Origin of the sequence: Sphingobacterium sp. UT-1RO-CII-1 (genome assembly GCF_026711005.1) — a bacterium.
Taxonomy (GTDB): domain Bacteria; phylum Bacteroidota; class Bacteroidia; order Sphingobacteriales; family Sphingobacteriaceae; genus Sphingobacterium.
The window spans coordinates 128,317-152,207 of the sequence record NZ_JAPPVJ010000001.1 but is presented as its reverse complement, the minus strand read 5'-3'; the positions used below and the strand labels follow the sequence as shown (position 1 = coordinate 152,207).

The window sequence follows — 23,891 nt, the reverse complement described above, 5'->3', positions numbered from 1 at the left end:
GTAAAAACGCCGAACTATTCGGTGAGCTTTCTGTATGTTTTTAATCATATGAACACCTTATGCCAAGTTTTTGCCAAAAATGTAAATAGTTGATTTGTTGTGGTTTTTGTTTTATTTCTTGTTTTCGATTGTTCATTTATGAACAATTGATGTTCGATTCTGTACGTAATAAAGCTATTGTGATAGGAATTTCCTGTATATAAAGAGTATTCGTATTCCAGAAGTAAATGTCTAATTTAGCTGATAGGATAAGGGAGATATTTTAACGTTAAAAGATAAGTTTGTAAAAAAGCAACCTAGTAAAAGCTTGTTTATAAGGTGTCTTGTTATTTAATTATTTATCAGGAAGATTTTTAGGATGAAAAATAAAAACTTTAATAAAAAGCCTATTCCTATTTATACACTTCAAGATATTGTTGAGGAGAGTTCGTCTGAGCTGTTTGATGAAAATATTGTAGTGTTCGAAATTGATCCTACGATCTTAGAAGAGATTGCTTTGAATTATCCGTGCAAGGCTGATTTCTTAGGAGGTATTTTAATTACCGAAGGTGAAGCTGTTATTAAAATAGATTTTGAACAAGCCACCCTGAAACCACAGGATATGGTTAATATTTTTTTAAACAATGTGGTTGAGTTTGTTGCATTGTCAAAAGATTGCCGTATGACAGGTGTTCTAATTTCAGCAAGCTATATGTCAGGATTGCAATTTAATGTTGACTCAGGCGAAGCTATGCACCTATTGAGTACATCTTTTTCAAAATTTATTACGTTGAGAGATGAGACTTATGCTGCCGTACTCTACCATACTATGCGACTTAGCGCACTGAATGTAAAAGATAATAATAGTCTTTTTTTACCCGAACTTATAAAATCACATATTACAATCTTAGTGTATGAATTAGCTTATTCTAAGGAGTTTTCTGAAGGAGGATATGTCTTTACGAGTAGTCGTAAGGAAGAACTAGCTGTTCGTTTTATAGGGCTGGTCGGACAAGAGTTTCGTTATCACAGAGATGTACAGTATTATGCAGAAAAGCTACATATTTCTCGCAAGCATTTAACACGAAGTATTAAAGAGGTGTATAATTTAACTCCAAAAGAGATTATTGATCAAAAGATAGTGGGGGAAGCTAAGGTGTTGCTTCAAAAAACAGAGCTTACAATCAGTGAGCTTATGGATGAGTTAAACTTTACAGATCAAGCTGCTTTTAGTAAGTTTTTTAAAAATAATACGGGGTTATCTCCTCTGTTATATAGGAAAAATATATTAAGGTGATGCTCCTTTTTTACATAAAAATCACCGGAAGGTCATATTATTATTGAATTAATGTTTTATTAGTGTCATTTTGAGCTCATACACTCCCCTTGTAATATTATTTCATTTACCATTTGGATAGGTTAAGCGTCTTTTTGACATAAAAGTGTTCCTTTTTAACATTGCCATTTACCCTGTTCTCGTCTTACCTTTGTCTACGTTTGTTTTGACTAATGTATATGAATAGTCAAAAAGAAAAGGCAATTTTAAGAACATGAAAAAAACTCTCATTAAACACACATTAATTTTTTCGAGTACTACGTTACTCTTTTTATCTGCATGTGGAAGCGGAGAACAAGCGATGCAAATGCCCCCTATGGAGCTGCCTATGGCTGAGGTCGAACAAGGGGAAGGTGTTGTCGCGCGAGAATACCCGGCAAGCGTTGAAGGGGTTACTGACGTTGAAATTCGGCCCCAAGTGTCGGGCTATCTCCAAAAGGTATTTATTGACGAGGGTGGCTATGCGAAAGCAGGCCAGATCTTATTTAAAATCGATGATCGTCCATATTTAGAACAATATAATACAGCCAAAGCTGCTGTTTCGGTCGCCAAGGCAAGCCTGGTCAATGCAAATATTGATCTAGAGCGTCGTAGAGAAATGGTTAAAGAGGGCATAGTTTCTGATTTACAGTTACAACAAGCGCAAGCGAGCTACGATGCTGCTGAGGCTGCGCTACTACAGGCACAAGCCGCAGCTCAATCGGCTAAAATAAACCTTGATTTTACTGCAATTAAAGCGCCAGTAAGCGGTTACATAGGGCGAATTCCTTATCGTTTGGGTAGTTTGATTAGTCCTTCGGCTGTTGAAGCATTAACTGTCCTTTCAGATTCTAGGCAGGTAAACGTGTATTTTAATATGAGTGAGGTTGACTTTATTGCCTTTCAAAATAAGTACGAAGGAAATACAATTGAGGAGAAAATTAAGAATGCAGAGCAAATCAATCTTATGATAGCGAATGGTGAAATATATGAAGAATCGGGGCGGATTGATGCAATCGATGGACGTTTTAATGCCACAACTGGTACGGTGACTTTTCGGGCTAAATTTGATAATCCAAAAGGAGCTTTACGTGCCGGAAATACAGGTAAGGTTATTTTAGAAGAACGTCATCAGGATGTGTTATTGTTACCTATTTCCTCAACAATGAGTATTCAGGATAAGATCTATGTTTTTACTTTGGATAAAGAGAATAAAGTTGTTCAGAAACCAATAACTGTTTTAGGAAAGTCGGGTACCAACTATATGGTTTCTGCTGGGCTAAGTACTGGAGAAAGCTATATTGCATCAGGTTTTGAGCGTGTTCAGCCAGGCATGCCGATTGTTCCTATAGGAAGTTCTGTATCTAATTCTGAAGATTCTACAGCCATAGAACAAGGAGGATAGTAAGTTGAAAGACAAATCAATTGAGATTTAGAATTTCTCACATCAAATTTAATAATTCATGTTAAAAAAGATTATAAAAAGACCGGTATTAGCTACCGTGATTTCTATTATATTGGTTGTTCTTGGAATCGTTGGGATGATAGGCCTTCCTATCACTTCATTCCCCGAAATAGCCCCTCCTAGTGTTGCTGTGACTGCAATGTATCCGGGAGCAAGTGCTGAAGTAATTGCGCGTTCGGTGGCGCCTCCTCTAGAGAATGCAATTAATGGCGTAGAGAATATGGACTATATCAGTTCCACTTCTAGTAATGGAATGCTACAGGTCACGGTGGTTTTCAAATTGGGCACCGACCCGGATCAGGCCGCTGTTAACGTCCAGAACAGGGTGTCTCAGGCTGTCAGTCAGTTGCCGGCAGAAGTAAACCAAATCGGTATTACTACTTTGAAGAGACAGAATAGTATGTTATCCATGATTGCTCTATATAGCGAGGATGGATCGGCAGATGAACTTTTTATCGAGAACTATGCCAAAATAAACGTGGTTCCCGAGATTAAGCGTATTAAGGGAGTGGGTGATGCGCAGGTTTTTGGTAACAAAGATTACTCGATGCGTGTATGGCTTGATCCTCAAAAGATGGCGGCTTATGATATAACACCTCAAGAGATAGGAGGGGCTATTCAGCGTCAAAATATCGAAGCTGCTCCAGGTCGTTTCGGAGAGAATAGTAAAGAAGCTTTCGATTATGTCATTCGTTATAAAGGTAAATATACAGAACCAAGAGAATACGAAGATATTCTAATTCGGGCCAATAGCGACGGTAGTATGCTGCGGTTGAAGGATGTCGCTAAAGTAGAATTTGGATCATACGATTATAACGTTAATACGCTATTTGGAGACAAAGGGGCTGTGATGGTCGCTCTTTACCAAATGGCAGGGTCGAATGCAAACGAAATTGAAATTGCAACACAAAAACGTATAGAAGAGCTTTCCGCCTCTTTTCCTCCAGGGATAGATTATAAAATTCTTTATTCTTCTAAGGAGTCATTAGATCAATCTATCGACCAGGTAGTCACTACACTTATAGAAGCGTTTCTTCTTGTCTTTATCGTTGTCTTTATTTTCTTGCAAGATTTTCGATCGACATTAATCCCTGCTATAGCGGTTCCTGTATCCATTGTTGGTACGTTCTTTTTTATGCAGATTTTCGGATTTTCCATTAATTTGCTTACACTTTTCGCTCTAGTATTGGCTATCGGTATTGTTGTGGATGATGCTATTGTTGTTGTGGAAGCTGTGCACGCGAAGATGGAGCGAAAAAAGATGAAAGCTCCTGCAGCTACGATGTCAGCGATGAGTGAGATTACAGGTGCTGTAATATCTATTACGCTTGTTATGTCTGCAGTGTTTGTTCCTGTTGCTTTTATGGATGGCCCCGTAGGGGTGTTTTATCAGCAGTTTGCTCTGACTCTTGCTATCGCTATTATTATATCGGCTGTTAATGCATTAACTTTAAGTCCTGCACTATGTGCGATTTTCTTAAAGCATGAAGAAAAAGAAGATGGTTCAAAGGTTGGGTTCAAAGAACGGTTTTTTACAGCATTTAATGCAGGATTTAACCGAATGAATTTTCGCTATGGTAAATCTGTACTCTTTCTTATCAAGCATAAAGTAGTTGCTTTTAGTGGATTTGCTATCATATTAGCTTTGTTCTTCTGGATGTTTAGATCTACTCCAACAGGCTTTATCCCTGATGAAGATCAATCATTTTTAATGACTATGGTAACCCTGCCTCCAGGAGCAACTCTATCCAGAACAACTGAGGTAGTAGAGGAAGCACGCAAAATCATTGAACAAAACCCAGCAGTTACGGATGTTGTTTCTATTAATGGATTAAACATGATGAATACTAGTGTGTCCTCATCTAGTGCGGCAATCATGGTTAAGCTTAAGCATCAGAAAGATCGTGGCGAAGTCTCGGATATTAATCAGATAAATGCAGAGTTGCAGCAAGCTGTAAACTCAGTCAAGGGAGCTTCATTCTTTGTGGTTGGTATGCCTACTGTTCCAGGATTTGGTAATGTCAGTGGAATGGAACTGGTTTTACAAGATCGTACAGCTGGTTCATTAGTTAAATTTAATGAAGTGTCCAACGGCTTTATTGGCGAGCTGATGCAGCGACCCGAAGTTATGATTGCTTTCTCTAGTTTTAATGCATCGTATCCACAATATGAGCTAATTGTAGACGAGGTTAAAGCCATGCAATTGGGGGTTAGTGTATCGGATGTTATGAGTGTTATGCAGGGCTACTACGGTAGTATGCAGGCTTCAGATTTCAACCGATTTGGTAAATATTATCGTGTCGTTATGCAGGCTAGTCCTGAATACCGTAATGATCCAGCTTCACTGGATGTCATTAACGTGAAGAATGCGACAGGAGGTATGGTGCCATTAAGTTCTGTAGCGAGGCTAGAGCCTACTAATGGGCCAGAAGTTGTAGATCATCATAACTTATTTAACTCTATTGGTATAACTGTAATGGCGGCGCCAGGATATAGTACAGGGCAGCTCATGGCTGCTGTGGAAGAAATGAGTACGACGGCATTGCCGAATGGCTTTACCTATGATTTAAAAGGTATGGCGAGAGAAGAAAAAGCAGCAGGTGGGCAAACTGTCATCATCTTTTCTCTTTGTATTCTCTTTGTATACTTTTTGTTGTCAGCGCAGTATGAGAGTTACATATTACCTTTATCAGTCTTACTGAGTGTGCCGTCGGGCTTATTAGGAGTTTTTGTAGGGGTTACATTTGCTGGTCTTTCTAACAATATATATGTGCAAGTAGCACTTATCATGCTGATTGGTTTGTTAGCAAAAAATGCTATTCTGATTGTAGAATTTGCTATACAGCGGAGACGCGCAGGTAAAAGTTTGGTAGCTTCTGCCGTCGAAGGGGCCAAGGCGCGCCTACGTCCTATTATCATGACATCATTGGCTTTCATTGCTGGTCTAACGCCGCTATTGTTTGCTTCGGGCCCTTCTGCTATCGGTAACCATTCGATTGGTTATGCAGCTGTATTTGGTATGATATTCGGAACTATTTTAGGTGTATTTATTACTCCATTTCTTTTTGTTGTTTTTCAATATATACAAGAACGTGTTAGTGGTAAGCCGATAGAAGAGAGTGACTGGGAATACGAGCACTTAGAGAAGTAATAGGTCAGAACAGAGAATAATATTAAAAAATAATGAATAATACATTAAGATATCCATTATATAAGTTCATGTTGGCAGGGGCTGTCCTCATAGGATTAAACTCTTGCGGAGTAGGGAAGTATGCACAGACTCCTGTGCAACTTCCTGAAAATTATAGAGTAGCGCAAGACTCTTTATTCCAACTTGAAGAAAATGATGAAAGCATAGCTCGGATACCCTATACTGATTTTTTCAACGATCCGACTTTGCTTGCATTAATTGAAGAAGGGTTAAAGAATAATAATAATTTACAGATTGCTTTAAAGCAAATTGATATTGCCTCACTTGCTTACAATCAATCTAAATGGGGCAATGTGCCTACTGTAAATTTATCATTAGCCAATGCTTCTATTAATAGGCCTTCCGACAAGAGTACCAATGGTATGATGATGGCAGGTGGCAAGAAATATGTCGAAGATTACACCACGGCGGTATCGATTTCTTGGGAGGCAGATATTTGGGGGAAAATAAGGGGAATAAAGGAAATGGCACTTGCTAGCTACTTAGAAACCCAAGAAGCTGCTAAGGCTGTTCAAACACAGTTGATTGCACAAATATCTTTAGGTTATTATAACTTATTGATGCTGGATATGCAGTTGACTATTACAGAACAGAACTTAGAATTGATAGATAATACCTTAAATATGATTAAGGTACAACAACGTCTAGGTTTGGCGACAACTTTATCAGTACAACAACAGGAAAATACCAGAGATCAAATTTTGAAAACTATTCCTGTTATTAAACAGTCTATCGCAACACAAGAAAATGGACTGAGTGTGCTCGTTGGGAAAATGCCAGATCGTGTAGCTCGCGAACAAAAGCTCACTGAAGTGCAAACACCTGCCTATAATGCAATTGGTGTACCAGCAGAAATGTTAAGCTATCGTCCTGATGTGAAGAGCAGCGAGCTTGCAGTACGTCAAGCTTTTGCCGGGATTCATGTCTCGAAAACTAATATGTACCCAGCTTTAAGTATTACTGCTCAAGGTGGTTTAAACGCATTTAAAGCAAGCAATTGGTTCTCTATTCCAGGAGCTCTCTTTGGTACGGTCGCTGGCTCAATAACGCAGCCAATATTTAATAATAAGCGGCTTAAGACAGAGTATGAGCAGTCTAAGGTCAGAATGGAGCAGGCAGAACTCGGCTTTAAGCAAACGGTACTACAGGCTGTAGGCGAGGTTTCGGATGCTTTAGCGGCTATTGAGTCTTTAGACGAACAAGAACATATTACAATTGGTCTTGTCAGTCGTTCGCAAGAGGCTGTTGAGTCTTCATCTAAGCTTTTTAAACAAGACATGGCTACCTATTTGGACGTGATTATGGCTCAAAATAATAAGCTGCAAGCCGAATTGGACTTAGCAACTATAAAAGCACAAAAATTAAGTGCAATAACCACCTTGTATAGATCGCTTGGTGGAGGATGGCAGTAAGGGGTTGCTGACCATCCCTGAGCTAGGGTAGATCGTGCGTGCTCTCTCTAGCTCAGTATTGCTTTTACTTTCACGCCTAATCAAAATCATTATGTTTCACAACACTAACTTAACCAACAAATATTATGTATTCTGAAGCAATTGTTCTTTACAGTCCGGCTAATCATCAACAAGTTGCTGTTGAGCCTTTCTGGTTAAACACGTACTCTCGATTTGTTTTAGTAGGCGATGATTTAGAAGTATTAAACTCAATGGCACTAAAATTAGAAGAACTCGATAAAGAGGTCTATATAACTAATAGTTTGATTGATGTATCTGACGAGCAAGAGTATTTGGAAAATGTGGTTTCTACAGCAGATATAGGGGTTTATGCAACAAGTAAGCCAACACAGTAGCTTAAGTGTATATTTTAATACTGACTTAGGATTTAATGAGCACGTATTTTTATCTACATATGAATTTTTCGCAGCTTCGTAAAGATGTGCTGAGTATACCTAATTATTTTGAACAATTTGGAGAGCCCTTACGCTCCAGTGCTGATGAGGTTAAAGCTTATTCAGTTGATAGCTTTAAGCTTATGGTGACGGCGTTTGGTCGAATGACTTTTATCAACCGTCTTCGATATTGTTATTTAGGTAGGTCTAAAGCACAAGTGGCTTATGAAAATGCGTTAGAGCTAATGGAAAGAGATGTTTTGGTCCCTCAACCGGTCGGTTATATCGAACAAAAAATAGCATTGAAGCAGGCTAAGTCTTTTCTAATAACTTGCCTAGTTGATTATCGCCCCATTGCTGAAGTGATAAAATATTTAAACCCTCACAAAAAGAATAATCTAGTTACTGAGTTTGCAACTTTCCTACACATGTTACATAGTAAAGGCGTGTTTCATACGAATTTAAATATGAGTAATGTTCTATGTAAGCGTGTTGGTTTGGGATTTGAGTTTTGCTTGTCGGATACTATACATATAAAATTTCAGCCGCAAACTAAAAATAGAGTATTAAAAAATATGGCAAGTATGTCGATCTCGCTCGATCTATATATAGCTGTAGTTACGGAATATGCCTTGCTAACAAAACAAAACCCTAGTGAATTCTTTGATCGTCTGCTACAATGCCGGAATAAGGCTGGAAAAAAATAGAATCATTAGATTAATTGTTGCACACTGTTAAAAGAATCAATTGATTTACCATTAGACTTAGCTCCATATTAAATAAGTGTTTATCTAGATCTGTGATTATTGTTCATGCTAGGGTACAAAATGAAGTCCTACCGGCTATAAACCTTATCTAGAAAAGCACTAACTTCTTTTTTGAATTCATTTGGATACGCATAATGTATATTGTGGTCTACGTCGTTAAAAACTACTAATTTAATAAGTGTGGGATGAGCTTCTGCTAATAGTTTGTTCTCTGTAAGTACTGGTGTTGGGTCTGTCGGAGAGTTCGCGTCTAATATCAAAACGGGTATAGACAGGTTCCTAAACACTTTTGTTGGATCTATTTTTATGATCGATGAAGCATAGTCGCTCACTTTTGGAGAACCAAAAAGAGCCTCTGCCATCTGTAAACTATCTTTCATGTGATAATATTCGGGAAGGCCACGATAGGTAATCCATTTGTTCTCCCTAGGTCTCAGGTAGCTTAATATTTCAAATTGATCACCTTTGGTCTCAAAATCATAGAGGTTGCAATACGCATGAAACGGATCGTTATAAAAACCAAAATATTTATCTTCAATTTCTTGCGGTAAATTTACCTGCTGCAGTTTTTTCTGAAGCTCTTTTCTGTTCAATTTGTAGTAGCTGGTACCGAAAGCTACCGAGCCGCCGTCCTCTAGTATCAGCGCATTTAAGTAGCTAGGGTATCTGGCATAAAAGCTTGTGGCTAAAAAGCCCCCACGGGAAAATCCGCCCATAGTTACTTTTTTAATCCTCAATAGGTCTAGCAAAGCTTTTATGTCATCATTCAAATCATCAAATGATGCGTCAAAATTCGGGATAGGAGTTGCTCCTGTATTGTATTGATCTATGGAGATAACACGGTAACCTTTAGCCACAAACTCATCTGCAAATGGCGCAAATTCATAAGCATTACTTAGGCTACCATGTAGCCAAACGAGTACTTTTTTTGTATTTCTTTTATCTCCCCACTCCAAATAAGAAAGTGAAACATTTTTTACTTTAGCATGTCTTCTATGTTCATCCTCAAAACTTTTATACCTATTCAATGCGGATTTAAAATTGTCTTTCAAAAGCTGTTCTTCATTTTGAGCAAAAAGAGGGCTAGCTATAAAATTCGTTAGTAGAAAGAAAAAAAAGAAATACTTGATACTTGAAGAAGAAACAAACGTACTGTTATTTTTAATTGTTATATTTTTATTCATTCGAACTTTTACAATACTATTAAGTAGTAGCGCTAGCGAAAACTAATCATTGTGCATTATACTAGTATAGTAGCAGCTCTATCTTTTGCTAAAGTTATAGATTATGAAGGAATCTTTAGAGCAAGGGCTTCCAAAGCAATTAAATATTTACTTAAGTGTGATGTTCTTCTAGTTATTCAGCTACAAAAAACCTCTATTATCAATAATATACTTTTGCTAATGATACGGTAAAGTTTATCTGCTATATAGAAATTTATTATTGTTTAGCTGTTTTTTGTCTCTAACTATAACCATAGCAGAAAAGAATATACTATTTTATTAACGAAATCTTAATACTTAAGTTAACATATGCTATAATTAAACCTTTATTTTTGATTTTTAATTTAGAAAATGTAAACATTTGAAGTTTAATTGTGTCAATAAATGCGAAGTCTCAATAAAAAAATAAGTACATTGCGGAAATGTAAAATCAAAACCGATTAGTATTAAGATACGACCATACTATTGTTTTACCAATGTTACCAAAATCTAAAACTGAATTTGATGTTTTGTATAGAGAAACTTATCCTTTTCTCTATCTACATGCTTTTAAAATGCTCGGCGACAGGGAAACTGCTAAAGACGTTGTTCAAGAAGTTTTTACACATACTTGGAGTAAGCGTGCTGATATTGTTGTCAAAAAGAGTATTCGTGCATACTTAGTTCAGGCTGTAAAAAATAAGATACTGGATATCTATGCGCATGAAGCAACAGTGCGTAAATTTGAATCTACAATAGATTATGGCGCTTATCAGCTGATACATGATGCTGCCGCTCGGGAAGAACTGCTCATGCGTCAGATAGAAAACGAAATCAAGACGCTACCAGAGCAAATGGCTATAGTTTTTCGTATGAGTCGTATGGAGGAAAAAAGCCATGCTGAGATTGCTGAAACATTGAATATATCCGTAAATACGGTTAAAACCCATATCGGAAGAGCTTTAAAAAAGCTACGTATTAAATTTGTCCATTTTTTTCTTTAATAGTCAGATTAAAGATTTTCTTTTATCTCTTTTAAATTTATTTAAATTCTTGTCATCCTTTTATTAAGAGTTCCCGTCTTCTTTATAGAAGTATTTGTTTTTATGGATGATAATCTACAGAAATTACTGCACAAACTTAAAGAAGGAAGTATCTCTGAACAGGAGAAAGCTATACTGGATAATTGGTATCTAAAAGAAGCGCAGAAAAAATCTGCTGCTCAAATAAGTATAGCCGAACTGAAGGAAGATCTAGCAACCATGAAAACCTTTAAGCCTGTGGCTGGGGCCAATGACCTGCGTCCAAGCTGGAAATATTGGTATGCAGCTGCGGCAGTTCTGCTTGTTGCTTTGTTCACTTTGGTTTATTATATCCGTTTCGATAGAATTAATGAGCAGGATAAGATTGTAATGGGTGGAAACAAAGCTAAGCTTGTGCTCGCTAATGGTGAAGTTGTTGATCTTACAAGTGTAAGCGAAAATGACAGCTTGGTTATGAATGGAGTTACTATTTATAAATCAGGCGAAGGAATCGTTAGCTATCAAGGGAAAGGAAATGGTACTGAAGTATTAAGTTATGACGAAATTTCTACACCACGAGGTGGAGAATTTAAAATAGTCCTTGTTGATGGCACAAAAGTGTATTTAAATGCAAATTCTTCTCTGAAATTCTTTAATTCTTTAAACAGTCCAGAACGCGAAGTTTGGCTGCAGGGGGAAGCTTATTTTGAGGTTGAGCATAACAAGGATAAACCTTTTTTAGTACACACAGATGAACAAAATATTCGAGTCTTAGGAACTGCGTTTAATGTCAAGACCACTGTAGGTCATAGCCAAACCACCTTAATTGAAGGAAGCGTGTCGCTGAGAAATGGTGCGGTCAAACTACAGCCCGGAGAACAGTTAACTACCGAAAATGGTGTGGATAAACCAGTTATAAGCGTAGATACTGATGCTTTTTTGGCATGGAAGGAAGGTTATTTTCTATTTAATGATGAGCCTCTAGAGGATGTAATGCAAAAGATAGCCGATTGGTACGATGTTGACGTAGAATTCAAAAATCATGTTAAAAAAGAAAAAATATGGGCAACAGTATCAAAATACCGGGATATAAATGAAGTGTTAAAAATGATAGAATTAACAGGGACAGCTCACTTTAAAATAGAAGGAAGGAGGATAATAGTTCAGAAATAAACTACAAATGACGATAAAATATGCCGAGGAACGGCCATTCCCCGGCAAAATGTAATTAATAAATAAACAGAAAATTATTTAATAACTATTCAAATATATGAAAAAACCTAAAATGTTTTGGAGGAGTGCAGGCGTATATCCACCAAAACAACTTTTATTAGCTATGAAATTTACTGTGCTATTTACTTTAGTATTGACTATGAGCTCTTTTGGCGGAGTACGCAGTCAAGTTATTAGCTACTCAGGGAAAAATGTGAAAATGTCCGATTTTTTTCGAGCTATAAAAAATCAAGCCAATTACGATGTTGTTTCTAAATCTTCGGATATTAACAATATTCTATTAAATGTTGATTTTAAAGAAGAAGCATTAATTAAAGTTTTAAATGATTTGTTGCCTAAGTATGGTTTAGAGTATACTATGGAAAATAAAGCCATTATTATAAAACGTAGAAATGATAAACCTAAGGGTTCAACTACTTATCATAATAATGAAAAATACTTAGCTATGGGTAATCAGCAGGAGCTCCTCAAAGGAAGAGTTCAAGATGCAAGCTCAAAACCAATAGCTGGCGTCACAGTGTCTATTAAAGGTAAGCAAAGTGTTCAGCAAACTTCTAGTGATGGAACTTTTAGCATTAATGCAGAGATAGGAGACGAATTGTTATTTCGATTTGTAGGGTATCAGTCTGTTAATAAATTGGTTAAAAATGTAGCTCTTATGAGTGTTACTTTGCAGGAAGACTTGTTTAATGTAGATGATGTGGTCGTTACGGCTTATGGAAAAGTCAAAAGAGGAAGTTTGACGGATGCTGTGCAGACTATTGGTGGAGAAGTCTTAGAGAACCGCCCTATCAAATCTGTTACTGAAGGACTGCGTGGTATTGCGCCAGGTATTAATATAAAAATGCCGAGTGGTTCACCCGAAGGAAACCCTACAATTAATATTAGAGGTTTTACGTCTATTAATAGTAGTGCCTCGCCATTGATTTTGGTTGATGGAGTAGAAAGACCTATTCAGGATGTTAATCCCAACGATGTAGAAAGTATATCACTTTTAAAGGATGGCGCATCTTCTGCTGTATATGGTTCCAGAGCACCTTATGGAGTATTGCTGATCACGACTAAAAGTGGTAAAGCAGGAGCTACGACCGTGAATTATTCGGGTACGATGAAGATTGGTAAAATGGTAATGAAACCTACCCAGCCTGAATCTCCCGAATGGGCACATTATATTAATCTAGCGGCTAAAAATGGAAGACCCGACGGAACTGGTGTTGACGAGATTGATGCGATTACGATAGCGCGTATGAAGGCGTGGTTACGCAAAGACTGGGGAAATGCAGCTTTTGATGAACTTAGAGAACGTTTCGGAGATCAAGCACAAGTGTATATAGAGAACGGTCAATTTCCTAGTGGTGATATGGCATATAAAAACTGGACGCGAGAGCAATCCTTTGCTACAACCAAGTTATTTGAAGAATATCTTAAAAATACAGAGATCAGTAGTCAGCATAATTTGAGTCTGAATGGGGGGACTGATAAGTTAAAATATTTTTCAAGCTTGGGATATACAGATACGGATGGACTTTTTAGAGGAGGTTTTAATTATAATAAACGCTATAATTTTAAAACTCGCCTAGATTATAAGGTAAATGATTGGCTAGAATTACGCACCGATATAAATTATGTACGTCAGGAAAATCAAGGTGCAAACTATAGAGCTAACTCAGCTACCGATGCCGCTAGCGGTAACTCAATAGCTAACTACGGCGATATTTTCGGAAGTATGAATCAATATTTCTCCACACCTTTACGGGTGCCTTCCGGAAATGCGTACTCTTGGATATTAGGAGCCGCCGGTATTTTAGGAGAGGGAGGTCTTATCAAGAATCAGCGTGATGAAACAGTAATAACTGGCGGAGCGACAATAAAGCCTATAAAGTATTTTGAAATTAATGGAGATTATACTTGGCGATCAAGCAATACTGCTTATTCTAAAGTAGATAAAATTGTATATACCGAATTGCCTGACGGTACAAAAATTCAAAACAACCGCTCGGCAAACGTAAATAGTATCGCTAAAACAAGGGGGGTGCAAAACTATCAGTTTGCGAAAATAAACGCACAATATCAGCGAACGTTTTCAAATAAGCATAATGTGTTTGCACAGGTAGGTATGCAAGCAGAAGATAATAGATTTGAGTCTCTGACGGGGAGTAAAACCGACCTGTTTGATCAAGATGTAATCGAAGCTTTAAGTGCTGCCGCAAATAACCCCGATACCAGAGATCGTATGTATCAATGGACGACTCTAGGTTTCTATGGGGTAGCTACCTACGACTATGATCAGCGATATATGATTAAGTTTACGGGAAGAAGAGATGCTAGTTCGCGCTTTGCTGCGGATTCCCGCTGGGGCTTTTTTCCATCGGTTTCAGGGGCTTGGAATGCAGGTAGAGAAAATTTTTGGCCACTAAAAGAATGGGTTTCTGAATTCAAAATTAGAGGGTCTTGGTCCAACTCCGGCGATTTAAGCTCCGTTGGTGCAAGTAATTACTACACCTATTTACCTACGCTAGACGTAGGTCTTAATAAAACGACCCTACTAGGAGGGAATTACGTAATTGCAGGATACCCGCCGGGTCTAGTAAGCTCCTCGTTGACATGGGCTAAACCTCGTGTGTTGGACTTTGGAGTAGATGTAACAGCTTTAAACAATCGCTTGACCCTAACATACGATTGGTACCAGCGCACTATAGTTGATCAAATGGGGCCTGCAAACCCCTTGCCGAAAGTATTAGGAACGGCTGCTCCCCAGCTAAATAATTCCGAGTCAGAAACGCGAGGTTGGGAGCTAAGTATCGGGTGGAATGATTCGTTTAATTTGGCTACAAAGCCATTACGTTATGATGTGAAGTTTCATCTCAGCGATTATATAGGCTATGTCACCAAGTATAATGCAAATGCAACTGGAGCTAGAGGGGGAACATGGACACCTGGTCAGTTATTTGGAGAAAACTTTGTTTATAAGTCAGGCGGTGTGGCGCAGAATACAGCTGACCTAGACGGTAGAACACTTACTGGGACGTATAATTACCCTGGCTATTTGCAGTACCAAGATTTAAACGGAGATGGATATATTAACGCTGGCGATGGCGGTTTTTGGTACAGCAGAGGAGATCAAGTCACGAATGGCTTTAACTATCCCAGAAAAAGTTTTGCTATAAATACTTCATTTTCTTGGAATAATATTTCATTCTCCGCTATTCTAGAAGGGGTTATGAAGTGGAATGTTTATAATAGCTCTGATTGGGTTTGGGGTACTAGTGCAGGTAGTGGGGGAACTGCTTATTTTTACACACCAGCATTTAAAGAAAGTACAAAATTGGGCTATTGGAACCCTGACAATACGGGGGCTCATTTCCCCGCTTTTAATACAGGAAGGGGCTTAGCAACAGATCAATATTCGTTAAACCTCGCTCACCTGCGAGTAAGAAATATTACAATAGGCTATGACTTACCTGCCGGATGGTTAGAACGTATAAAATTAAAAAGAGCCAACCTATATTTTAGCGGAGAGAATCTTGGGTTTATATATTATAAATCGGCAATGAAATATGATCCTGACTTCTTACAGTCTGGCATGCCAGGCCTATTTGGATCTAACGCGAATAGCTATCCGCCCTTAAGATATTATTCATTTGGTGTAAACCTTACCCTCTAGATAATTATGAAAATATATAATAACCTTATTCAGATGAGTTTTTTGAGAAAACACAAATATTACAAAACAGTTCTCTACACTGTTGCAAGCATGCTTTTTTTCTCTTCCTGTTCCAAAGATTTTTTGAATAAAGAACCGACAGATGCGATTGACGCCGGAAGCTTTTTTAAGACCGCCGGGCAACTCCAAGTTTTTGTCAATGGTTTTTATTCTCGCTTGGCGCCTCAATATGTTGTGCATACAGCACCTTCAGGAGGAGCCGCAAATAATATAGGGTTGGATAACAACACCGATGTGCTTATACACCAAACTACTGTTACGGCAAGTTTAAATAGATGGACTGCGAGTTCGGTTCCTGCCGAAACTAATGCCACATGGAACGATGGGTTTTCAGCTATTAGAAACGATAATTATTTTTTGCATTATGCCAATTTAAATGCGGAAAATACCCGGGCGGCTCAACACTACATTGGTGAAGGCTATTTTTTTAGAGCTTGGGATTATTATAAGCTTCTACAGGCTTTTGGCGGAGTACCCATTGTTACATCACTCTTAACAGAGCAAGACGAATCAGAATTGTATAAAGAACGGGCGTCCCGGTACGAGGTGGCGAAGCAAATTCTGAGTGACTTAGACCTGGCTATAGAGCGTCTGCATTGGAAAGGTGAAGCAGAGGGAGCAATATCGGGTCGTATTACAAAGGAAGCAGCCCTTCAACTTAAGGTCAGAGTCGCTTTGTACGAAGGTACGTGGGAGTATTACCACCAAAGAAAGGCAACGCCTTACCGCATGGAAGGTAAAGATGGGCTCGAGTTTATTCAACTTGTTGAGCCTACTGCGAAAACTTTAATAGAGCGTCATGGTACAAATATCTTTACAATGGGTGGAGATAAGGAAATGGCATACAATCAGCTTTTTGCTCAAAAAGATGCTACATCGGTTGAAGGTGCATTTTTATACAAAGTTTATGATGCTTCCAAACTGGCTTACAGCCACAATTTCTTTTTTAAGATATTAGATAAGGGACCTTCTATTACGGATCACCTGGTCGATATGTATTTGACGAACGATGGTAAGCAGCAAAGCAATACAAAAGCACTAGATGAATTGGGACGCACCTTAGACCCCCGTTTCCGTCAAACCATATGGACACCTGATCGTGGACCACAGAACCAACTACCTGGACGTGGAGGAGATGGTTTTCCGTTTCGTTACCCGTTGATTGCTAACCAAGCGCCATATACTGAAAACTTTACCTCGACGGGTTATAGGAATTTCAAAGGTGCTGTTTTTGCCCAAGAAGCTCTAAAAGGTGAAACCGACGATATTTTAATGAGGTATGAAGAGGTACTTCTCTCGCTAGCAGAAGCAAAAGCTATTTTAGGTACTCTTAGCCAAACCGACTTGGACAAAACGGTAAATATTATTAGAGAGCGTGTGGGTATGATACCCATGACGATGGGTGCTGGTGCTGGCTTTACATATAGAAAAGATCTAGGTTTTGACCTTAATGAATCAGCTATTGTTAATGAAATTAGAAGAGAACGTAATGTCGAGTTCGCATTAGAGGGATTTAGACTAAATGACCTTAAAAGATGGGCTGTTTACGAAGATGTTATTAACGGATACCAACCTAAGGGAGCTTTATTGCAAGAATTTGTCGATTATTACGTGAAAACTCCTGAACAGGCACTTCTCGATGAAGGTAATGACCCTGATTTATATAGCCAGATTAGAAAAGATGGTTATTTAAAAAATGAGTTTGGTCTTGTTGAGAACGGAACGGCTGGATCTGTAGCTTCCTTTTCTGATGGACGTATCAATCCTTGGTTTAAAGTTGTAGAATTTCGACCAGGCGGGCGAGGGTTGTTTATCGAACCTAAACGTGATTACTTAAGTGCTATTCCACTTTATGAAATCAAACTTTATGAAACAAAAGGAGTAAAGTTGAGTCAAAACCCGGGTTGGAATTAAAAATCATTTACATGTTAAAACGCAAATAGCTATGAAATTAAGAATTTTAATAAAAGCTTTCCTATTGCTTCTAATATTAGGACTCTCTAGTTGTCTAAAACAAAGAGTAGAGCTTGACGAAACCCAGTGGGGCGATAATGCGCATATTACCTCTGTTGTTTTGTTCAAGTACGTGGAAGTTACAAATCAGCTTGGTTATGATAAACCTGTAACGGGTTATCAAAATGTTGCAGTGCCTACACCTACCAATATTGTAGATAAAGAAAAATTCACAGTAACACTACAGGCTGAGAAAGGTGCTGACTTAAAGAATATTGGTATTCGATTTTCGCATTTTGCAAAGTTGATTGAGCCTATAAATGGCGCACCAATAGCAGGTGTTATAAGTGATTTTTCTAACGGACCATTTCAATATCGCTTGACATCGGCGGATGGAACTATTAGAGATTGGACAGTTCATGTATCTGTAATGCCGTAGTGATGATAGAGTTAAATTTTAATTAAAGTTAAGAAATGAGAAAATTTGTATTAATTTTTTGCGTCGCTCTTTTGGGCGGTAGCACGGCTTTCGCATCAGATCATTTGAAGAAAACTAATAAACGAGTTATTATGATTTCTCTCGATGGTATATCTGTTGCTGGATTTAAAGAAGCAAAAACACCAAATCTAGATGCGTTGCTGGCAGAAGGAGCGCTTTCTACAAGTACGCGTGTGGTTATGCCGTCAGTAACACTCCCAAACTGGATTAGTATTTTTACTGGTAGTGGACCAGAGCAACATGGGGTGGTTGATAATAGTTGGGAAATTAATAAATTCGTTCTTCCTGCTATCATGTCAGATAGTGACGGGTATTACCCCTCTGTTTTTACCGTGCTAAAAGAGCAAGTGCCAGCTGTGAAAACTGCTTTTTACTACAATTGGATCAACTTGTTCTATCCCCATAATAAGAAAAATTTTGATGAGGTGAGTTACTTAGCCGATGATGAGTATGTTGAAAATTATGAAAAGGCATTTGATTTCATAACAAAGTATAAAAATGACCCTACGCTTGTTTTTCTATATTCTGTTCATACAGATCATGCAGGACATAAGTATGGTTGGGGTTCACCAGAGTATATTAAATCAATAGAAGAAGCTGATGTACAGATTGGCATTTTTCTAAAAAAAATGAAGTCAGCGGGATTATACGAAAGTACCACCTTCTTTTTTCTATCAGATCATGGAGGGATTAACAAAGGGCATGGTGGCGTAACTGTCGATGAGATGGTTGTTCCCTGGGGCATTGTAGGTCCGAATGTAAAGAAAGGCTACCAAATCGAACAGCCAAATAATACAGTAAACACCGCTTCGACTATATTACATCTGTTTGGGGTTAAACAACCGCAAGGTTGGGTAGGTCAAATAAATGATTTTGTTTTCAAATAAATAAAATGCGTGTATAAATAAGAAGATGGTAAATCGTAGGAAATTTATTCAACTTGGAGCTCTAGGAGCTTCAAGTATTTTCGCAAAAGAAACTCTAGCAACAAATACTTTTTTGTCAGAAGAAAGACAGCTAAAGACAAACAAAATAAAGTTTGCAATAATCACCGATTTGCATTACGATTTAATGCATGATAGTGATAGAAGAGCAAAAGTTTTTGTTGATGCAATGAAGCAGCAACAACCAGACTTTATTATACAGTTAGGAGACTTTTGTATGCCGAAAACGGAAAATCAGAAGTTGATGGACGTCTGGAACACTATGCCAGGAGAGAAATACCATGTATTGGGAAATCATGATACAGATCATGGACATACAAAGGAGCAAGCATTAGCTTTTTGGGGGGCTCCGGCACCTTATTATTCATTTGATAGAGGCGATTTCCATTTTGTAATATTGGATGGCAATGAAAAAAGTTTAACAAAAGAACTAAGCGGTTATCCGCGGACGATCGAAAAAAAGCAATTAAACTGGCTGAAGGAAGACTTGAGAAAAACAAAATTAAGAACTGTTATATTTTGTCACCAAGGTTTTGATAACACAATTAATGGGCTCGATAATGGAATGGAAGTTCGTTATCTTTTGGAGCAAATTAATAAAGAAGCAGGTTTTAAAAAAGTTATTCTTGTATTTTCGGGACACCATCATATGAACTACCATAACGAGATAAATGGTATTCATTATGTGCAAATTAATAGTGCATCTTATTATTGGGCTGGAGGCGATTATCAAAGTAAAGCTTTCGAACAGGAGTTCTATAAAAAGCATAGTATTCTTAAACATACACTAGTTTATCAAGATCCGATTTGGGCTGTAGTCACCTTAGATGGTAAAAATAATATTCAGATTGAGGGAAAAGAAACACAAATGGTTGGTGTGCCACTAGAGAAAACAGAAATAGATATTCATAAAGATGTTTACCCTATAACATCAAAGATAGATTCTAGGAAAATTAGGTATAAATAAGCTATTGCTAGTTATAGAACTTCTTAATATCCATTATTAAAGGAGGCTTCTTTTTTATCGAAAGTGAAGCCTCCTTTTACATTAAATAATATGTTTAACACATTATTTAATACCTTAGTTGTTTATTTCAGTAAACCACTATTATGAATAAATTACTTTTTTTATCACTGATCTTTCTTTTCATTAACTCTTTAAACCATCCAATACAAGCTCAACAAAAGCCAAACATCATCTATATCTACGCAGATGATTTAGGTTATGGTGAGATAGAGCCTTACGGGCAAAAAAAGATAAAAACTCCTCATCTGACAAAGCTTGCAAACAATGGAATGTTATTTACACAACATTATGCAAGTGCTCCAGTATGCGCTCCTGCTCGGGCTATGTTATTGACAGGTAAGCACGGCGGAAATTCATATATAAGAGGCAATTACGAGCTGGGAGGCTTTGCCGATAGTTTAGAAGGTGGGCAAATGCCTTTGCCAGAAGGTATACTTACATTGCCCAAGCTCCTAAAACAAAACGGATACCGCACCGCCATGGCTGGAAAATGGGGATTAGGTATGCACAATACCACAGGAAGCCCAGCTAAACAAGGTTTTGATTATTACTTGGCCATATTGGACCAAAAGCAAGCACACAACTTTTACCCCACTCATTTATGGGAAAATGATCAGTATTTTCCTTTAGACAATCCTTATGTCTATGTGCATAAAGGTTTAGATCCGCAAACAGCAACAAACGAAGATTTTGATGCCTATACTGGCAACGAGTATGCTACAGACATAATGACCGAGAAGGCGCTGCAGTTTATTACTGAAACAAAAGAGCAACCTTTCTTTCTTTATTTGCCATATACCCAGCCTCATGTCTCTTTACAGGCGCCCAAAGAGTATATAGACATGTATGAAGGACAGTTTGACGAAAAAATATATTATGGCGAGCAGGGCTATGCTCCATCATTAAAACCTTATGCTACTTATGCCGCAATGATTACTTATTTGGACGCACAGGTAGGCAAGGTAGTATCCCAACTACAGGAACTCGGTATAGCGGACAATACTATCGTGATGTTCTCCAGTGATAATGGAACCACTTTTAATGGTGGTGTTGATCCAGTGTTCTTCAATAGTGTTGCTGGACTAAGAGGTTTAAAAACTGATATCTACGAAGGCGGAACACGGGTTCCTTTTATTGTTTCTTGGCCTGCCAAAATCGCAAAGGGCACAGTCTCTAATCTGCCTTCTATACAGTATGATATGATGGCCACAATAGGTGATCTTATCGGTGTTCAGGTAGAAAATACGGATGGCATATCTTTGTTACCCACCTTTTTAAGTGAAGCTGCACAGCAACAGAAACGTGATTATCTATATTGGGAATATCCAGAAAAAGGCGGGCAGATCGCTATTCGTAAGGGAGATTGGAAAGCTGTTAAAGTAGATGTCATAAAAAAAGGCTTTAAGAACGCAAAGTGGCAACTTTACAATATAGCGGAAGATCCTACCGAAAAAAACGACCTAGCCGATGAATATTCCAGTATGTTAGCAGGTTTTGATGCTATTGTGAAAAAAGAGCATTCGCCCGCACACATCAAAGAGTGGGAAATTATCGAACCCAAATATGCAAAATGATTTTGACTCTAAGGGTCCAGTAGTACCAACTCGAGGACGGAACAATCAGACGGTGATTTTAAAACTCCATACATTTAAGAGGGGCGTGCCACTCCTTTTTTAAGGATGGGAAATAGTTTTAAGAGAAAATCTCTAAGATTTTCTCTTAAAACTAACTTTATTTATGTATTTTTCCTTTTCATTGATAGCTACTACCAGCATGTTCTTTCTAAACCTAGGATTGGTCTCCGAATGATGTTTATTCGAATTACAAATATAGAGTAGAACTATATTTACAGTTTTTTTGTATCAGCAAGTCAAACTAAACATCTACTATTCGGTATGGTCAGATCAGCTAAAAATAGCTCAACAAGATAAGAACAGAAGGGCAATGAAAAGGAATCAGTATTTATCAGGTTAAAATTAATGTTTACTGCTCCTCAGAGAGCCAGACATGGATTGTAATTAAATAAGCATTCGATATGTTATTATTGGGAATAGATCTTGGTACGTCATCGATTAAAGTCTCTATAATTGATGCGGTAACAAATGAAAAGCTAGTGTCATGCAGTTATCCCGACGAGGAAGCAGCGATTATATCGTTGAATCCTGGGTGGGCAGAACAAGACCCTGAGCTTTGGTGGAAGCATACCAAATTGGCTATTAAAAAGGCGAATGCATCAGGATTGTACAACCCGTCGGATATAAAAGCGATCGGCATCGCTTATCAGATGCACGGTCTCGTTGTGATCGATAAGGATCAGCGCGTTTTGCGTAATGCTATTATTTGGTGTGATAGTCGTGCTGTAGAATTAGGTCAGGAGGCTTTTATCAAACTTAGTGAACAAAGGTTTTTAAATACTCATTTGAATTCGCCTGGTAATTTTACGGCTTCAAAATTGGCTTGGGTAAAGCAGAATGAACCCCTAGTCTATGAAAAGATCTATAAGTTTATGTTGCCGGGGGATTATATCAGTATGCGACTCACGGGTGAAGTTAATACCAATATCAGTTCACTTTCGGAAGGTATACTTTGGGATTTTGAGAGACAGCAAATTTCGGATACTTTATTGGAGTTTTACGGAATAGATAGGTCATTGGTACCCAGCATTCAGCCTGTGTTCTCCAACTATGGTGCATTGCAGTCTGAAATTGCTGCCGACTTGGGACTATCTGAGCAAGCTATCGTTTGCTATAAATCCGGAGATCAGCCTAATAATGCATTATCCTTAAATGTTTTTGATCCAGGAGAAGTTGCAGCTACAGCCGGTACATCCGGGGTCATCTATGCGGTGAGCGATCAACGAACGCACGATCCACAATCGAGAGTAAATACGTTTGCACATGTCAATCATGCATCAGCTATAGAACGTTTAGGAGTGCTTTTATGCATCAACGGAACCGGTATACAGAACAGCTGGATTAGTCAGATTACAGGGAATAAAAACGACTATGAAAGAATGAATGCAGAGGCTTCTCAGATTACTATTGGAGCTGATGGCGTGCGTATTTTACCTTTTGGAAATGGGGCAGAGCGGATGCTTAATAATAAAACCGTCGGTGCTCATATTGAAAACCTAGACTTCCTGAGGCACGGTGCCGCGCACCTTTGGCGTGCTTCGCAGGAAGGGATTGCTTTTGCATTTCGATATGGCTTGGACTTGCTTAGGGCAAATGGAATAACCCCTCAGGTCATCAAAGCAGGACATGCTAACCTATTTTTAAGTCCTGTTTTTCAAGAAGCTTTTGCGGGTATCACCGATACTCCCGTTGAGCTTTATGACAACGACGGCAGTGTAGGGGCAGCTTTGGGTGCGGGTTTAGGAAGTGGTATATTCAGCAATAGGGAGGAGGCTTTCAAGGGGTTAAAAAAATATAAGACCATAATACCACAGCATACTTCCCGTTATGAGCAGGTGTACGGCTCATGGAAAAAAATACTAGAAGAGAAACTTTAAATGGAGATAAAGTGAAATACTTAAGGGGATCGAAGAATGAACACCTATTACCACGAATAGTATTTCACATGACAACTTAAAATAAAACCGAGTTAACGAGATCATGCGTGGCATAAAGAAGATTTACAAACGAATAACTATAAACATATGAAATGTCCATGTAGCACAGGCTACACAAACACGCATGACCGCG

General features: G+C 38.2%; 16 protein-coding genes. 15 read left to right on the top strand and 1 reads right to left on the bottom strand.

The window, feature by feature from the left end:
• Window positions 1–358: 358 nt before the first annotated feature.
• From ORI89_RS00520 to ORI89_RS00495, 6 genes are all read left to right on the top strand, one after another.
• Window positions 359–1,276 carry a helix-turn-helix domain-containing protein gene (locus ORI89_RS00520; protein WP_268228464.1) on the top strand — a complete coding sequence of 306 codons (918 nt, stop codon included), beginning with the start codon at window positions 359–361 and terminating at the stop codon, window positions 1,274–1,276.
• Window positions 1,277–1,529: 253 nt separating this feature from the next.
• Window positions 1,530–2,699, top strand: a complete 1,170-nt coding sequence (locus tag ORI89_RS00515) for an efflux RND transporter periplasmic adaptor subunit (protein WP_268228463.1) — start codon at window positions 1,530–1,532, stop codon at window positions 2,697–2,699.
• 58 nt (window positions 2,700–2,757) lie between these two features.
• Window positions 2,758–5,910 carry an efflux RND transporter permease subunit gene (locus ORI89_RS00510; RefSeq protein WP_268228462.1) on the top strand — a complete coding sequence of 1,051 codons (3,153 nt, stop codon included), beginning with the start codon at window positions 2,758–2,760 and terminating at the stop codon, window positions 5,908–5,910.
• 32 nt (window positions 5,911–5,942) lie between these two features.
• Window positions 5,943–7,382 (top strand): efflux transporter outer membrane subunit, encoded by a 1,440-nt coding sequence (locus ORI89_RS00505; RefSeq protein WP_268228461.1) that lies wholly within the window; start codon window positions 5,943–5,945, stop codon window positions 7,380–7,382.
• A gap of 125 nt (window positions 7,383–7,507) precedes the next feature.
• Entirely contained in the window at window positions 7,508–7,777 is a 270-nt protein-coding gene (locus ORI89_RS00500; RefSeq protein WP_268228460.1) for a hypothetical protein, read from the top strand.
• A 59-nt stretch (window positions 7,778–7,836) separates the two neighbouring features.
• On the top strand, window positions 7,837–8,523 hold the full coding sequence (locus ORI89_RS00495) for a lipopolysaccharide kinase InaA family protein (protein ID WP_268228459.1): 687 nt from the start codon (window positions 7,837–7,839) through the stop codon (window positions 8,521–8,523).
• Window positions 8,524–8,651: 128 nt separating this feature from the next.
• Here ORI89_RS00495 and ORI89_RS00490 read toward each other — a convergent pair whose 3' ends face one another.
• Complete coding sequence (locus ORI89_RS00490; RefSeq protein WP_268228458.1) at window positions 8,652–9,767, bottom strand: alpha/beta fold hydrolase; 1,116 nt, start codon at window positions 9,765–9,767, stop codon at window positions 8,652–8,654.
• 515 nt (window positions 9,768–10,282) lie between these two features.
• Between ORI89_RS00490 and ORI89_RS00485 the strand changes: the two genes are divergently transcribed.
• The 9 genes from ORI89_RS00485 (at window position 10,283) to ORI89_RS00445 (ending at window position 23,698) form a co-directional block, all read left to right on the top strand.
• Window positions 10,283–10,789 carry an RNA polymerase sigma-70 factor gene (locus tag ORI89_RS00485; protein ID WP_268228457.1) on the top strand — a complete coding sequence of 169 codons (507 nt, stop codon included), beginning with the start codon at window positions 10,283–10,285 and terminating at the stop codon, window positions 10,787–10,789.
• 102 nt (window positions 10,790–10,891) lie between these two features.
• Window positions 10,892–11,980: a FecR family protein gene (locus ORI89_RS00480; RefSeq protein WP_268228456.1), complete on the top strand. Its 1,089-nt coding sequence runs from the start codon at window positions 10,892–10,894 to the stop codon at window positions 11,978–11,980.
• A 97-nt stretch (window positions 11,981–12,077) separates the two neighbouring features.
• Complete coding sequence (locus tag ORI89_RS00475) at window positions 12,078–15,704, top strand: SusC/RagA family TonB-linked outer membrane protein (RefSeq protein WP_268228455.1); 3,627 nt, start codon at window positions 12,078–12,080, stop codon at window positions 15,702–15,704.
• Window positions 15,705–15,737: 33 nt separating this feature from the next.
• Window positions 15,738–17,678 (top strand): RagB/SusD family nutrient uptake outer membrane protein, encoded by a 1,941-nt coding sequence (locus tag ORI89_RS00470; RefSeq protein ID WP_268228454.1) that lies wholly within the window; start codon window positions 15,738–15,740, stop codon window positions 17,676–17,678.
• Between the two features lie 31 nt (window positions 17,679–17,709).
• Window positions 17,710–18,156, top strand: coding sequence for a DUF5018-related domain-containing protein (locus ORI89_RS00465; RefSeq protein WP_268228453.1), 447 nt, complete (start codon window positions 17,710–17,712; stop codon window positions 18,154–18,156).
• 35 nt (window positions 18,157–18,191) lie between these two features.
• The gene (locus ORI89_RS00460) at window positions 18,192–19,103 is read left to right on the top strand and encodes an ectonucleotide pyrophosphatase/phosphodiesterase (RefSeq protein WP_268228452.1); all 912 of its coding nucleotides are present in this window, start codon (window positions 18,192–18,194) and stop codon (window positions 19,101–19,103) included.
• A gap of 25 nt (window positions 19,104–19,128) precedes the next feature.
• Window positions 19,129–20,127 (top strand): metallophosphoesterase family protein, encoded by a 999-nt coding sequence (locus ORI89_RS00455; RefSeq protein WP_268228451.1) that lies wholly within the window; start codon window positions 19,129–19,131, stop codon window positions 20,125–20,127.
• A gap of 143 nt (window positions 20,128–20,270) precedes the next feature.
• Complete coding sequence (locus tag ORI89_RS00450; protein ID WP_268228450.1) at window positions 20,271–21,761, top strand: arylsulfatase; 1,491 nt, start codon at window positions 20,271–20,273, stop codon at window positions 21,759–21,761.
• Window positions 21,762–22,222: 461 nt separating this feature from the next.
• A complete protein-coding gene (locus ORI89_RS00445) occupies window positions 22,223–23,698 on the top strand; it encodes a xylulokinase (RefSeq protein WP_268228449.1) in 1,476 nt (491 codons plus the stop codon).
• Window positions 23,699–23,891 lie beyond the last annotated feature (193 nt).

Coding starts and splice junctions, on each gene's coding strand:
- ORI89_RS00490 (WP_268228458.1), bottom strand. CDS start 9,767: ATGAATAAAAATATAACAATTAAAAATAACAGTACGTTTGTTTCTTCT.
- ORI89_RS00445 (WP_268228449.1), top strand. CDS start 22,223: ATGTTATTATTGGGAATAGATCTTGGTACGTCATCGATTAAAGTCTCT.
- ORI89_RS00455 (WP_268228451.1), top strand. CDS start 19,129: ATGGTAAATCGTAGGAAATTTATTCAACTTGGAGCTCTAGGAGCTTCA.
- ORI89_RS00495 (WP_268228459.1), top strand. CDS start 7,837: ATGAATTTTTCGCAGCTTCGTAAAGATGTGCTGAGTATACCTAATTAT.
- ORI89_RS00520 (WP_268228464.1), top strand. CDS start 359: ATGAAAAATAAAAACTTTAATAAAAAGCCTATTCCTATTTATACACTT.
- ORI89_RS00450 (WP_268228450.1), top strand. CDS start 20,271: ATGAATAAATTACTTTTTTTATCACTGATCTTTCTTTTCATTAACTCT.
- ORI89_RS00465 (WP_268228453.1), top strand. CDS start 17,710: ATGAAATTAAGAATTTTAATAAAAGCTTTCCTATTGCTTCTAATATTA.
- ORI89_RS00515 (WP_268228463.1), top strand. CDS start 1,530: ATGAAAAAAACTCTCATTAAACACACATTAATTTTTTCGAGTACTACG.
- ORI89_RS00470 (WP_268228454.1), top strand. CDS start 15,738: ATGAGTTTTTTGAGAAAACACAAATATTACAAAACAGTTCTCTACACT.
- ORI89_RS00460 (WP_268228452.1), top strand. CDS start 18,192: ATGAGAAAATTTGTATTAATTTTTTGCGTCGCTCTTTTGGGCGGTAGC.
- ORI89_RS00475 (WP_268228455.1), top strand. CDS start 12,078: ATGAAAAAACCTAAAATGTTTTGGAGGAGTGCAGGCGTATATCCACCA.
- ORI89_RS00485 (WP_268228457.1), top strand. CDS start 10,283: ATGTTACCAAAATCTAAAACTGAATTTGATGTTTTGTATAGAGAAACT.
- ORI89_RS00500 (WP_268228460.1), top strand. CDS start 7,508: ATGTATTCTGAAGCAATTGTTCTTTACAGTCCGGCTAATCATCAACAA.
- ORI89_RS00510 (WP_268228462.1), top strand. CDS start 2,758: ATGTTAAAAAAGATTATAAAAAGACCGGTATTAGCTACCGTGATTTCT.
- ORI89_RS00480 (WP_268228456.1), top strand. CDS start 10,892: ATGGATGATAATCTACAGAAATTACTGCACAAACTTAAAGAAGGAAGT.
- ORI89_RS00505 (WP_268228461.1), top strand. CDS start 5,943: ATGAATAATACATTAAGATATCCATTATATAAGTTCATGTTGGCAGGG.